Origin of the sequence: Mongoliibacter sp. (assembly GCF_007692705.1) — a bacterium.
Lineage (GTDB): Bacteria > Bacteroidota > Bacteroidia > Cytophagales > Cyclobacteriaceae > Mongoliibacter.
This window is the reverse complement of the sequence record NZ_REBN01000256.1, coordinates 31,328-44,343: the sequence shown is the minus strand read 5'-3', so window position 1 is coordinate 44,343 and position 13,016 is coordinate 31,328. Positions and strand designations below refer to the sequence as shown.

Annotated in this window: 13 protein-coding genes; 3 read left to right on the top strand and 10 right to left on the bottom strand. The window is 39.9% G+C overall.

What is annotated here, in order from left to right; genetic code table 11:
* The first annotated feature begins 5 nt into the window (after positions 1-5).
* Positions 6-398 (top strand): DUF1573 domain-containing protein, encoded by a 393-nt coding sequence (locus EA341_RS17655; RefSeq protein WP_293016493.1) that lies wholly within the window; start codon positions 6-8, stop codon positions 396-398.
* Between the two features lie 355 nt (positions 399-753).
* Here the strand turns inward: EA341_RS17655 and EA341_RS17650 are convergent, their stop codons facing one another.
* From EA341_RS17650 to EA341_RS17630, 5 genes are all read right to left on the bottom strand, one after another.
* Entirely contained in the window at positions 754-1,458 is a 705-nt protein-coding gene (locus EA341_RS17650; RefSeq protein ID WP_293016492.1) for an SGNH/GDSL hydrolase family protein, read from the bottom strand.
* A 9-nt stretch (positions 1,459-1,467) separates the two neighbouring features.
* On the bottom strand, positions 1,468-2,508 hold the full coding sequence (locus EA341_RS17645) for an LD-carboxypeptidase (protein WP_293016491.1): 1,041 nt from the start codon (positions 2,506-2,508) through the stop codon (positions 1,468-1,470).
* 91 nt (positions 2,509-2,599) lie between these two features.
* Positions 2,600-3,901, bottom strand: a complete 1,302-nt coding sequence (locus EA341_RS17640) for a D-alanyl-D-alanine carboxypeptidase (RefSeq protein WP_293016490.1) — start codon at positions 3,899-3,901, stop codon at positions 2,600-2,602.
* A 4-nt stretch (positions 3,902-3,905) separates the two neighbouring features.
* Positions 3,906-4,289, bottom strand: a complete 384-nt coding sequence (locus EA341_RS17635) for a DUF423 domain-containing protein (RefSeq protein ID WP_293016489.1) — start codon at positions 4,287-4,289, stop codon at positions 3,906-3,908.
* Between the two features lie 2 nt (positions 4,290-4,291).
* A complete protein-coding gene (locus EA341_RS17630; protein WP_293016488.1) occupies positions 4,292-4,966 on the bottom strand; it encodes a YggS family pyridoxal phosphate-dependent enzyme in 675 nt (224 codons plus the stop codon).
* A 47-nt stretch (positions 4,967-5,013) separates the two neighbouring features.
* Here EA341_RS17630 and EA341_RS17625 point away from each other — a divergent pair, with 47 nt between their 5' ends.
* Both EA341_RS17625 and EA341_RS17620 read left to right on the top strand, forming a co-directional pair.
* On the top strand, positions 5,014-6,564 hold the full coding sequence (locus EA341_RS17625; RefSeq protein WP_293016487.1) for a GH3 auxin-responsive promoter family protein: 1,551 nt from the start codon (positions 5,014-5,016) through the stop codon (positions 6,562-6,564).
* Positions 6,561-7,196, top strand: coding sequence for a LysE family translocator (locus tag EA341_RS17620; protein ID WP_293016486.1), 636 nt, complete (start codon positions 6,561-6,563; stop codon positions 7,194-7,196). Before EA341_RS17625 ends, EA341_RS17620 begins: the two co-directional genes overlap by 4 nt.
* Positions 7,197-7,658: 462 nt before the next feature.
* Here EA341_RS17620 and EA341_RS17615 read toward each other — a convergent pair whose 3' ends face one another.
* The 5 genes from EA341_RS17615 to EA341_RS17595 form a co-directional block, all read right to left on the bottom strand.
* Positions 7,659-8,879: an ATP-grasp domain-containing protein gene (locus EA341_RS17615; protein ID WP_293016485.1), complete on the bottom strand. Its 1,221-nt coding sequence runs from the start codon at positions 8,877-8,879 to the stop codon at positions 7,659-7,661.
* 3 nt (positions 8,880-8,882) lie between these two features.
* Positions 8,883-10,307: a M17 family metallopeptidase gene (locus tag EA341_RS17610; RefSeq protein ID WP_293016484.1), complete on the bottom strand. Its 1,425-nt coding sequence runs from the start codon at positions 10,305-10,307 to the stop codon at positions 8,883-8,885.
* A gap of 32 nt (positions 10,308-10,339) precedes the next feature.
* A complete protein-coding gene (locus tag EA341_RS17605) occupies positions 10,340-11,488 on the bottom strand; it encodes an alpha/beta hydrolase-fold protein (protein WP_293016483.1) in 1,149 nt (382 codons plus the stop codon).
* An 86-nt stretch (positions 11,489-11,574) separates the two neighbouring features.
* Positions 11,575-12,060 (bottom strand): hypothetical protein, encoded by a 486-nt coding sequence (locus tag EA341_RS17600; protein WP_293016482.1) that lies wholly within the window; start codon positions 12,058-12,060, stop codon positions 11,575-11,577.
* Positions 12,061-12,198: 138 nt separating this feature from the next.
* Positions 12,199-12,915: a 16S rRNA (uracil(1498)-N(3))-methyltransferase gene (locus EA341_RS17595; RefSeq protein ID WP_293016481.1), complete on the bottom strand. Its 717-nt coding sequence runs from the start codon at positions 12,913-12,915 to the stop codon at positions 12,199-12,201.
* Positions 12,916-13,016: the final 101 nt, after the last annotated feature.

The window sequence follows — 13,016 nt, the reverse complement described above, 5'->3', positions numbered from 1 at the left end:
AGACCATGAAAAAGTTGTTTTTGTTAGTAGTGTTTGCCTTTGCAGCTTTTGCAGTTCATGCACAAAGTGACAATAAAGGAGCTACAATTGATTTCAATGAAAAATCCAAGGACTTTGGGGATATCACCCAAGGGGACAAAGTAGAGCATACATTTGTATTTACCAATTCTGGTGATGTTCCATTAGTGATCTCCAATGTGGCAGTTTCTTGTGGATGTACTGCACCAAACTGGCCAAAAGAACCGGTTGCTCCAGGTGCCACGGGAGAATTGAAGGTTGTCTTCAACTCCGCCGGTAAAATGGGAAGACAAAATTCAGTGGTGAGAATATATTCAAATGCCTCTGAGCCTATCGAGAAGGTGTCTTTGATTTCAAATGTGCTTCCTAAGGGGAAGTGAAAATTTTTCTTTTATTAGGTCAATAAAAAGGGATGGTGTTCAACGCCATCCCTTTTTACTTTTTATAGGTGTATGAATTGAATCAGCCAATATTAAAGGTCCTCTCACATTTTTCTCAATTGATATTAATTTGTCATGTATGAAATAGAACTACGATTTGATAAGTTTTCGAATGAAAATAAAATCAATGTGAGATACCCAATGAATTATGACATCATCATCAGCAAAAGAAGACAAAGGAAAACGATAAGTATATGGCGCATAAGGGAAATGGATATTCCTAATAGCTACCAAATCTTTTGCCTATTTTGTGAATGAGAAGAAAATAAATGTTAAAATTTAAAATTTTCACATATCATTTGAATTCCATTTCTGAGGAGATGACCAATTCTGCCAGTTTTGCCCATTTGGAATAAACCAAACCACTGGGATGAAGCTGGTCTTCCACTACCATTTCCGGCCTTGCGCCTATTTTTCTATAGTCTTCAGTGATATCTATATAGTGGGTACCAAGAGCCATTGAAACCTCTTTTTTTGCCTGGTTGTAACTGTCAATTTCAGTTTTCACCTTTTCTGGATCCACATTTTTTGACGCTGCAAATGGTGTAATACCCCAATCCGGTATTGAAAGGACCAACACCCTGTCGGGATTGTCATTGGCAAACCGTATGGCTTGTTCCAATTGTTTGCGAAACTCCAATTTGAAATTCTCCACATCTCTTCCTCTGTATTGGTTATTGACTCCGATCAGCAGCGTAACCAGGTCGTAGGTATTGCCGGAAATTTCCGCTTCATCAATTCCTTTTGCCAATTCATCAGTGGTCCAGCCTGTGACGGCAATAATGGTGGGTTTTTCAAAATGAATGTTCCGGGCTTTGAGTGAACTGACCAATTGGTTTGGATAGCGTTCTTTTTCTTCTACTCCTTCGCCTATGGTGTAAGAATCTCCAAGAGCCAGATAGGAATATGTTTTTGTATCTTTGGGTCTGTTTGGTTTTTGGGTCATACAACTCGAAAATATGAGTACAATCAAAAGGTAAAAGAAGAATGGCTGTTTCATAATGGTTATTCAATCCTTAAATATGGGGTAAAGCATAGTGAAAGTACCTGCTTCTGCATCCATTTCGACTTCAGCACCTACAGGTATAATGAACTGTTTGGGTATATGTCCAATCATGGCACCTTTAAATGCCGGGATATTTAATGGCAGGATATAGTCGTCTAATATATCATCTAATGTCAATGATCCATAACCACCCCCGGGAGTACAGTTTGTACATTGACCAAAAATAAATCCCTTTACCTTGGAAAGTGTGCCATTGAGCAAAAGGGTGCTCATCATTCTGTCAATTTTATATGGATCCTCGCTGATATCTTCTATAAATAAAATCGAATCAGTGAAATCCGGAAGATAGGGAGTGCCTGATAAAGCTGTCAGGACGGTAAGGTTACCTCCTAAAATCTTACCTCTTACCACTCCGGGATAAAGCGTTTGAATCCTGTTCTGCTTGACGATCAATTCATCCCCTTTGCTTTGTTCATTTTCAAAAGTCAACATTCCCTGATTAAAAAATATTTGCTCAAATTGATTCACATTGAAGCTGTTCCAGCTTCCTGAACCATTTGGGCCATGAAAGGTAATCAGTCCTGTTTTGGTATGGATAGCATTGTGTAGGGCAGTGATGTCTGAATACCCCAACAATGGCTTTGGGTTCTTTTTTATGCTGTCGTAATTGATCAAGGGTAATATTCTGGCAGCACCGGAGCCTCCTCGAATACAAATGACAGCTTTGACGCTTTTGTCTTCAAACATCCTGTTGAGGTCGGAAGCCCGCTCTTCATCGGTACCAGCCAAATGACCCCTGCGCTTTTTCAGGTGCTCACCAAGTACCACCTCAAGCCCCAAAGCTTCTAATGCTTCTTGTGCAAACTGGAATTCTATACGCTCCCCTGTAGCAGCAGAGGGACTAATCAAACCTACCTTATCTCCAGTTTTTAATGGAGCAGGAAGGAGAAGGCTTTGATTAAGTGCTGAATCAGTTATAAATGAGGTAAGCGGCAAGGCTCCTATTCCCAATCCGAATGTTTTTATAAAAGCTCTCTTGTTCATGGCCTGATTTCAGTTTTCTCCAAAATAAATTAATATTCTTCAAATTGCTTCTTGGTCAAAAGAATCTTTAAAGACATATCGCTTGAAATGGTCAGTAATTTTCCTTTATGTAAAGCAGCACTTTTTCCATTTCTCTCCTTATTTCCGATGCTTTATTCATGTAATTGTTGTTTAAAAAAGCAAAGGCATGATGTCGTCCGCTGTCAGTCCTGATGATGCCTACCAAGGCATGGTTATTACTGATGGTTCCTGTTTTGGCAAAAATATAAGGACGTGGTGCTTTGTAATTATTCTTCAAAGTTCCATTTATTCCACCTTGAGGGAGCAATTGCATCAACTGGTCTCGGGGAATAGCCCTATCGATTTTCTCCATAAGGGTAATCATACTTCTTGGAGTGACAAGGTTATGTCTTGAAAGGCCAGAACCATCCACCCACTTAGGGCTATCCGGTAAGTCTTTCAAATAAGTTTTCTTGATGTAATCAATAGCTCGATCTGAATTGAGCTCTCCAAAAAGTTGGTCTGAGACCATCAATAAAATTTGTTCTGCTATAAAATTATCACTTTCCTGAAGCATTTCCTTCCAAAGCGGATTCATGCTTCCTCCATTAAAGACCCTTGCAGATGCAGGAAGTTCAGCGTTGACGAGTTCTACAGGTTTTTTGAGTACATCCCTTAGCAATTGAACGGTGAGCTCAGGAGAGGTTACATAGGGTAACATTGGGCCTGGATTGGTATACGTTTTTGGATTGTAATAAAAAACATTGCTATGAAAGTCTCTTCTTACTGTAGGGGATACTTTATCGAAAGTTTTTACACTATTGGCAAAAGCAGGAATTGTAGATTGTGGGGTGCGGTTGACATTCTTGAAAATAACAATGTTTCCATAAATGGGTAAGGAGGATCTTTCGGCAGAATAAGAATAATAATAATCATCCCACTGCCATCCATAGCCAAAGGACTCGTCTTTCCAGTTGGATGCTGAAAAATTGATTTTTTTGTATTTGGAGAGGAAGTCTTCGATTTTAGGTTGGGGAAGAATGTTGTACTTCCAAGAAGGATCACCTGAGCCCCAGATGGTAATTTCTTCTCCGTTTTCCACATATCGGAAAGTATTGGTTCTGTCTCTCAAGACCATCAAAGAAGCATAAAAAGTAAATAATTTGGTGGTAGAAGCCGGTATGAAGTTCATATGGCTATTTTTTTCAAAATGAACCCAGCCTGAATCCAATTCATACAACATGAAACCAGTGGGGTGGTTATCAAAAAAAGTATTTGGACCCACCAATGCGTTGAGTCCTTCATACCGTTCTCTGGCATCTAATTCTTGCGCAATGATAGAACCGAAAGAAACCGAAAATATCAGTAAAGCGAGGGCAATCTTTTTAATCATGAAGTTACTTTTTGGGATGTTTGGCAGAGATCATCATCATTATCCAACCGGCTATAAAAGCAACGCCGCCTATAGGAGTAATTGCTCCCAGCCAAGAAACGCCGGTAAGCGATAATATGTATAATGATCCGGAAAAAATAAAGATACCAGCTACGAACAACCAAAATGCAGAAGTAAGCTTTCTATTGCTCGGGTAAAGCTCCAGTATGAAAGCACAGACCAGCATGGCTAAAGTATGGTAAAAATGGTATTTAACGGCTGTTTCGAAAGTGTCAGCCGTATTATTGTTTTCCAAAATAGCTTGAAGGCCATGTGCTCCAAATGCACCTATTCCAACAGCCAATGCACCGAATAGCGCAGCAATCTGTAGATATCTGTAATTTTTCATTTTTAGTTGTAATCTCTTTCTCCAAAAATAGCTGTTCCAATTCTTACCATTGTACTTCCTTGTTTTTGTGCAATCAGATAATCTCCAGTCATTCCCATGGAAAGCTCTTGAAGGTCAAAATTTTCAGGCAGTTGACTTTGGCTAAGTTTATCTTTTAAGCTTTTTAAACCTGCGAATTCTTTTTCTACCTGTATTTGATTTTCTGTAAAAGTAGCCATTCCCATCAAGCCAATTATCTTCACATTCTTAAGTTCATGAATTACCTCACCTGCCAACATGTCGAGCAATTCTTTTTCGTCAAAACCAAATTTACTATCTTCTTCCGCAATATGTACTTGCAAGAGACAATTGATGGTCCTGTTTACCTTTATCGCCTGCTTGTTGATTTCTTTTAGGAGTTTGAGAGAGTCCACACCATGAATCAGATGAACAAACTCAGCCATGTATTTTACTTTGTTCCTTTGGAGGTGGCCGATCATATGCCAACGAATATCTTTCGGTAGTTTTTCAGCCTTTTCAACCATTTCCTGAACCTTATTTTCCCCAAAATCCCTTACTCCGGCCTCGTATGCTTCCATAATCAGTTCGGCGGGTTTGGTCTTGCTCACTGCGATGAGTTTGCAATTTGGATCAGTAAACGTATTTTTTATTTCAATTAGGTTTGCTTTAATGCTCATTCCTTTAATTTTGGTACTTAAGAGGTACATCTAAAGTAAGCAAAGATATGGCGATATTGGGTACATTACTAAAAAAAGGGATCAGATTAAGAGTTTCTCTTGAGCAGGAGTATGGCTCGCCTATAGAACTGCAAAAAGAGGAGCTTAAAAAGCTTTTGATAAGGGCATCATCTACAGAGATAGGGAAGAAGTATGGATTTAAGTTGATCCTGAGGGAATTCAAAAAACCCAACAATGATTTTTATAGGGCATTTAGCTCAATAGTGCCTATTTACGATTATGAAAAAATATACCAGGAATGGTGGTATAGACTGAAAGCTGGGGAAAGAAATATCACCTGGCCGGGTGCCATCAGGTATTTTGCACTGACTTCCGGGACATCAGGGGCGGCATCCAAGTACATCCCCATTTCTACAGAAATGGTGAATGCGATCAGGAAAACCGGAGTCAGACAAATGTTGTCTCTTTCTAAGTATGAACTCCCAGATGATCTTTTCACCAAAGGTATTTTGATGTTGGGAGGGAGTACTGATCTGGATTTCAACGGTACTTTCTTTTCGGGAGACTTAAGTGGCATTACCACTGGGAGGCTACCCATTTGGTTTCAACGTTTTTATAAGCCTGGTAAGCAGATTTCAAGGAACAAGAATTGGGGGGAAAAGCTGGATCAAATTGTCGAGATGGCTCCCAAGTGGGATATTGGGATTATTGTAGGTGTTCCTGCATGGCTTCAGATTCTAATCGAAAAAATCATAGAAAGGTACCAGCTGAAAACTATACATGACATCTGGCCCAATCTCCAGATTTTTGTGCACGGAGGCGTTTCTTTTGAGCCTTACAAAAAAGGCTTCGAAAAATTGCTGGACAGGCCTTTGATCTATATGGAGACCTACTTGGCTTCAGAGGGTTTTCTGGCATTTCAGGCGCTACCAAACCGAAGAAGTATGCGTCTGGTTCTTAATAATGGGATCTTCTATGAATTCATACCTTTTATAGATGACAACTTTGATGAAAATGGAGAGGTTAGGGAAGGTGTGAGGACCCTGAAGATTGATGAGTTGGATGAAGGGAAGGATTATGCCCTTTTGATCAGTACCTGTTCGGGTGCATGGCGATACCTTATAGGAGATGTGATCAGGTTTGTTTCTTTGGAAGAAAGTGAAATCATCATCACTGGCAGGACCAAGCATTTTCTGAGTCTTTGCGGGGAGCACCTTTCTATGGATAATATGAATAAGGCTATAGAAATGGTGGCTGAAGAAAGAAATTTGAATATCAAGGAGTTTACTGTGATAGGGCTTCCAGATGGGAATCTCTTCAAACACCACTGGTTTGTAGGTACTGATGATGAAGTCAATCAAGATGAACTCATGGAAGAAATAGACGAAAAACTCAAGATCTTGAATGACGATTATGTGGTGGAGAGAAAGCATGCCTTAAAAAATGTTGCATGTACGGTTTTGTCTCCCAGGTACTTTTACGAATGGCTAAAAGTTCAGGGAAAAGAAGGCGGACAAAACAAATTTCCCAGAGTACTCAAAAAAGAAAAAATGAATCATTGGCTGGAATTTTTGAAGTCAAACAATATCGAAATATGATGCAGGCCCTGCTGGAAGGGATAGGAATGGGACTGGTTTTGTCAGCGATGATAGGGCCAGTCTTTTTTGCCTTGATCACCAATAGTATTGAAAATGGGTTTAGGCATACAGTCGTGTTGGCATTAGGAATCTTATTCAGTGACCTGATTTATGTGCTGATTACTTATTTTGGAGTCAGTTTTTTTTCTCAAAATCCCTATTTTGAAATCATTCTGGGCTTCGTGGGAGGAATAATTTTGATTGCTTTTGGTATCAACTCTTTTTTCAAAAAGAACCTTTCCCGTCCCAACTCAGGCGGATTACCTTTACCCAAAGCGGGAAAGACAAAAGGGTTTTTCAAAGGATTCAGTATCAATGGAGTGAATCCATTTGTACTGTTATTTTGGATTTCCATTGCTGGTTTGGTAAGTTTAAAGGATAAATTTGGAAGGGCGGATATCACGCTTTATTATATTGGAATTCTGGGGACTGTTTTTTCGATAGATTTGCTTAAAGCCTATGTGGCTAAACAGCTGCGTGCATTTATTACGCCAAGGGTGATGGGACTTCTCAATAGGGTAGTAGGGGTGTTGTTGGTACTATTTGGTCTGCGTTTGATATATTTTGCACTGGAAAGGCAGGGGTTGGTGTGAAAAAATGTAGGAGGTTCCTTTCTGCTGTAACTACTGGCCTCAGTTAGTACCCCCACTAACCGAAACCACTCGCCTCGGTTAGTGTCTCCACTAACCGAAACCGAAACTGAAAACAACTTCAAACCCTCAAGAACTTATTTATTATCTCCCGCAGATTACGCAGATTTTCGCAGATAGAAATAGCAGTTTTACTGTTTAGCCCATAAGCCTCGGTTACTGTCTTCACTAACCTAAATCGGAACTGAAAACGAAGCCTCGGTTAGTGTCTTCACTAACCGAAACCAAGCCTGAGTTAATTTCTTCACTAACCGAAATCGAAACTGAAAATAACTTCAAACCTTTCGCCTCAGTCAGTGTCTCCACTAACCGAAACTTCAACTCAGCATCTTTCTTCAAAATCTCCAGATTTAACCTTTTATTGTTGCAAAACTTAATGTTTTGGTTTGTAATGGAGGCTCTTTTTTAATGAAACTTCTTCACCTTTTCCTGCGCAGCAGTAGTTGAAAAATCCTGGGATAGCCTTTCTGCATAATCATCCAAAAGCTCCCTAACCCGTGTATGATTTTTGGATTTGACAATCAATCCTGCATGGTAATCCAAAGGTACCTTAAAGCAAACCTCAGTATCATTGAAAGAAGATAAATCAGGATGTTGGTATTTGGATAGGGTAAGTACGATTCCTGCGTATCCTTTTTGAATTTTTGGGAGCTTATACTTGGTTCCTTTTACTTTTGCGTCTTCGATTTTAGCCCACTCCGTCCACATATTGATGCCAGATGCTGCGTCTACCATTTCTGCAAGATGTGCCCCGCCTACACGTGATGAGGTTTCAAGAAAATAGATTTTCCCATCTTTCTTGCCTTTGATAAATTCAGTATGGGCGGCGCCACTTTTCATACCAAAGGCCTTCATGACCTGTTTATTGGCCTCTTTGATGGCTTTGTCATCATCTGAACCATAGGTGATATTGGCACTTCTAAAGATTCCACCTCCTAGTGAAATTTCCATAGGAGTAGCCAAATACTGGGAAACGATGCAAGCAATGGGTTTGCCATCAATATTCAGACTATCCGCATGATAGACATCCCCAGGTTCGAATTTTTCTACCAGATACCTGACCCTGTTGTCACCCAGCTCGTGGATATTTTGCCAAAGCTCATCTTTGTTGTGCACCTTAATGATACCATTTGCAGAAGCTTCAGAACGGGGCTTAAGTACCCATGGAGCAGGAACAGTGTCAGCAAAGTTGTTGATTTCTTTATCATTGAAGAGAGGAGAAAATTCAGGGACCAATACCCCTGCATCTTTAGCCCTCATGCGCATGGCTAATTTGTCTCGGAAATACCTACCTGTAGTTTGCCCCATGCCCGGGATTCTCAGACTTTCGCGAAGAAAGGTTGCTTTTTCAACATCATAATCATCCAAAGCAATAATAGAATCGATTTTATTGGCTTTCATGATGCCGGCAACTCCAAAAAGAAGTTTCTCCAAGTCCCAGTCCAAATCCTGTCCAGGCATATAGAATATTTCATCAATATGGTCATGCGGCCAGGGACTGTCTTTGAGTTTTTCTGTTGTGATCAAATAAACCTTATTTTCCGCTTCTTTGAGTGCTATCAGAAAAGCAGCTCCTTTGAAATAGTTGGAAATACACAAAAATGTTTTGGAAGTATCTTGACTCATGGCTTAGTGATTTTCTAACAATTTAATCAATAAATGAACACCAAAGGCAGTGGCATGCTTGGTTTTTGCAAATTCAGAATCCCCAAATGCAGTACCCGCAATATCTATGTGGGCCCAGGAAGTGTGTTTTTCAGTGAAAAACTCCAAGAATTTGGCCGCCGTGATGGCTCCGGCAAAAGGTTTGCCGTGGAAATTTTTGATGTCCGCAATTTCGCTGTCCATTTCAGACTTATAGCATTCCCATAGGGGAAGTGGCCATACCCTTTCACCTATTTTCTCACCTTCGTTTTGGAGGTTTTTAGACAATTCCTGGTCATTGGTAAACAACGCGGCACATTCATATCCAAAAGTTCCTACAGTGCTTCCTGTAAGTGTAGCAATGTCAATGATGGTATCGGGCTGATAGTTTTTGATCAGGTAGCTAATGCCATCAGCCAGGATTAGCCTGCCTTCAGCATCTGTATCGATGATTTCTATAGTTTTACCACTATAACTTCCGATGACATCCGAAGGTAAATAGGATAGATTGTCTACAGCGTTTTCTACGCAGGGGACTATCGCAGTTACCTGAACGGGTAGATTGAGGTCGGCAATAAGTTGCATAGCTCCCAGTACTGCCGCTGCTCCACCCATGTCACATTTCATATGGACCATTCCCTGGGTTTTGATGTTCAGGCCTCCTGTATCAAAAGTGACTCCTTTGCCTACCAATCCAATATGTTTGCTTGCCTTTTTGTGCTTATAGCTCATGATGATAAACTGAGGCTCTTTTACCGAGCCTTGGCTGACAGCAAGAAATGCTTCCAACTTTTCTTTTTGGGCTTTTTTACGGTCGAGGACTTTTACGGAGAAGCCATATTGTTTCCCACTGTTTTTAGCCCAGTCAGCCAAATATTCCGGGGTAGCAACATTAGAGGGTAAATCTACCAATTTGAATGTTTCCAACTGGGCATTGGCGATTTTATGGGCTTTTTCCACGTCTTTGGCCACTTGATTGAGTGGACTGTGGATGTAAAGCTGAAGTGAGGAAAAATCCTTTTTATCTTCTGATTTGAAATGAGATAACCTGTAGGTGCCCAGTACAAAACCGGAGACTGCTGCTTCAACAAAAGCGCTGTCCATTTCTTGATGGAAATACAAGTGTACATCTGAATCTATCAGATCGTCTTTTTTAGCAGTAATTCTTCTGAAAGCTTTTTTGATGCTATTGTATTCGGGGTCTTTTCCCAATCCGATTAGATAGAAAATCAAATCCTTGTCTTCGGATTCAAATAATAAAGTACTGTCTTTTTTCCCAGAAAAAACTTTCGAAGAGATGTCTTTTCCTCCGAATTTCTCTGGCAGCTTAATTTTATCTTCAGATTCCATGTAGGGAATGATAAGCAAGCCTTTAAGTTTTTTATTTGAAGGATTGATTTGTGTTTTCACGGGATTATATGTTAGTATATGCAAAAATTGATTTAAATATTACCCTCTTTATTTGAGAAAAAGAGCCACTCTATTGCCTTTGGAAATTCATCAGACCAATAGGTTTCACTGTGCTTGCCTTCCTCATTGATACTGAGCTTCACCTTCATTTTTTCTCTGATACTTTCTCTTTTGAGGAGTCTCTTCTTAAACTTCTTAGTGTGTTTTACCATAGTTTCACTTTCATCACCTCCCGCATAGAGGTAAATTTTGGTTTCCATTGGTTCAAAGAAGTCTAGGAAGGGAAATTTGATTTTTGGAATTACCCAAAGAGATGGAGAAAATATCATGAGTTTTCCATAAACTTCCGGATAAATCAAGCCTGAGAAAATACTGACCAATCCTCCCATACTACTGCCTCCTATGCCGGTAAACTCCCTTTCTGGTTTGGTTCTAAAGTTTTTGTCGACAAAAGGTTTCAGGGTGTCCGTAACAAACCTGATGTACTTTTTACCCTGTCCTTGGCCAAGCAGGGTTTTGCCAAAATTATACTCCAGCACCCGCTCTTTTTCTCCGTGTTCTATAGCAATGATGATGATTTTCCCAATGCCATAATCAGACATTACTGCCAGCTTTTTATCAATCTGCCAATTCCCATAAGGGGCATTTTCATTAAAAAGATTTTGGGCATCTTGCAAATAAAGAACAGGATAGTGTTCATCACTTGTTTCATAATCATGTGGCAGCAAGGCCCATATTTTCCTGGTTTTTTTGAGCTGGGGGATTTCAAACTCTTCCGAGATCAGGTGTACTTTAGGCAGTTGACTCGGTCTGTAAGGAAGCCAGTTTTTTCTCCATTTGGGGACATGCTCTTCCTGTATGCCAGTTTTGAGGTCAGAAAACCTGTTAAGGGTTTTATTTCCATACCTGTCGATTTCTACTTCTGACCAATCACCTTTGGTGAATTTGTAAATCAATTGATCTGGAAAGCTGAAACCTTCAGGGAAGCGAAATGTATATTTACCCTCCTCTACTCGTGTCAGTTGAAAGCTCCTATCCTGAGTAACCCAATCATTGAAATTCCCAGCCAAATACACAGGCCTTTCGTCATCTTCATCTGTAGTGAGATAGATGGATAAACTATTGTTTAACGTATTTTCTGATTTTTCTTCTTCCACTACTGTCTTTTCTTCACTTTCCATCCGGGAGGTTCAATTATTTGGTATAAATAGGGGCTATAAAAATAAATGCTTCACTTTTCGAAATGAAGCATTCAAAGCTATTTATTTCAAAACCTGACCGGAGAAGTTCTGTTTTCAGGAGTCTGAATCATGATAAAAGACTCCCCCTCCTTTGCATGACAGGCATTGCAAGCGGAAGTAAGCATCTGAAAACCTTTGATAAACTCTTCCTTATTTTCTTTTTTGATAATTTCTTCCATCATGGGCAAAGTCTCTTCCATAAAGGATTCGGAGGACTCAGCCCTAACAGGCCTTCTTTTTAGACCATCTTCCATGGCTTCTATGATGTGCTCCACTTGATGGTCAGCATAACCCCAATTTTCATCCATTCCTGCCCAGTAAAGCTCTGAATAGCGATAGGAGACCTCTACCATTGTTCGGCTAAAGCCACCAAGCTGATGTGCCACTTCGTCGAGTTTTTCCTCAGTGGTTCCTTCAAGCCAGCCTTCCGGTCCCACAGCAGTGGATTTTTCCTGTGGCTGACAAGCGTAAATAAAAAATGTTGATAATAATAATATAGGTAGTTTTTTCATCTGTTTTTAATTTGATGTTTAATAATGGTCATTTCGATTGCTTATCACGGGTTGTGAAAGATTCATAATTGTAACCATCGGGCACTCTTTAATGTTAGGCACTCGGTTGTCATGCCCGGCTGTCTCGGGTAGCTTTTTTCATATGTTTGGTAAGCTGTTGACTAACTGGATTGTATGCACTGCTGCTACACCAGCTGTTTCTGACCGAAGTCTGCTTTTCCCCAAAGAGCAGGGGTGGAATATATGATCAAAAGCAAGTTGGAGTTCCTGTTGGGAAAAGTCTCCTTCTGGACCGATCAGGATCAAATATGCTCTGTCCTTTTCTATTTTTTCGAAAAGGTGTTGGTCGTTTTCTTTGTCCACATAAGCGATAAAACGCTGGTATTCATCAAATTTTTTATTCTGAACCAATTCTATCATCGGAGTGACAGGATTTAGTTTTGGAACCCTGGTTTTGAGACTTTGTTTACAGGCAGCAATAATCTTTTTTTCTAACCGATCTAATTTCAGTTTGCTTCGTTCTGAATGTTCTGACTCCATAAAGGTAATTTCATGAACTCCTATTTCCGTGAGTTTTTCAACCATCCATTCCATACGTTCTGAATTTTTAGTAGGACTTATGGCAAGGTGAATGTAATAATCGTCCTCTGGGGTGAAGAGTCTTTGGTCAATTTGTATGTTTGCTTTTTTTGGATTGGGGTCAATGATGGTGCATTCAAAGAGACATCCTTTGCCATCTGTGAAGTTTACCCGATCCCCCTGTTGTTTCCTGAGTACCTTTATCAGGTGTCTGGACTCTTCAGCATCCAAATGGAATGTGGAGTCTTGAATATTTTGGTGGAAGAAAAGCTGCATAATTTTTTTGTTTTCCTAAAAGTAGCACTTATCAAAGTTAGTAAAAATGATTAAAGTCATGTGATTCACAGAAATTGAATTCTGTCTCATACAAAAAAAGC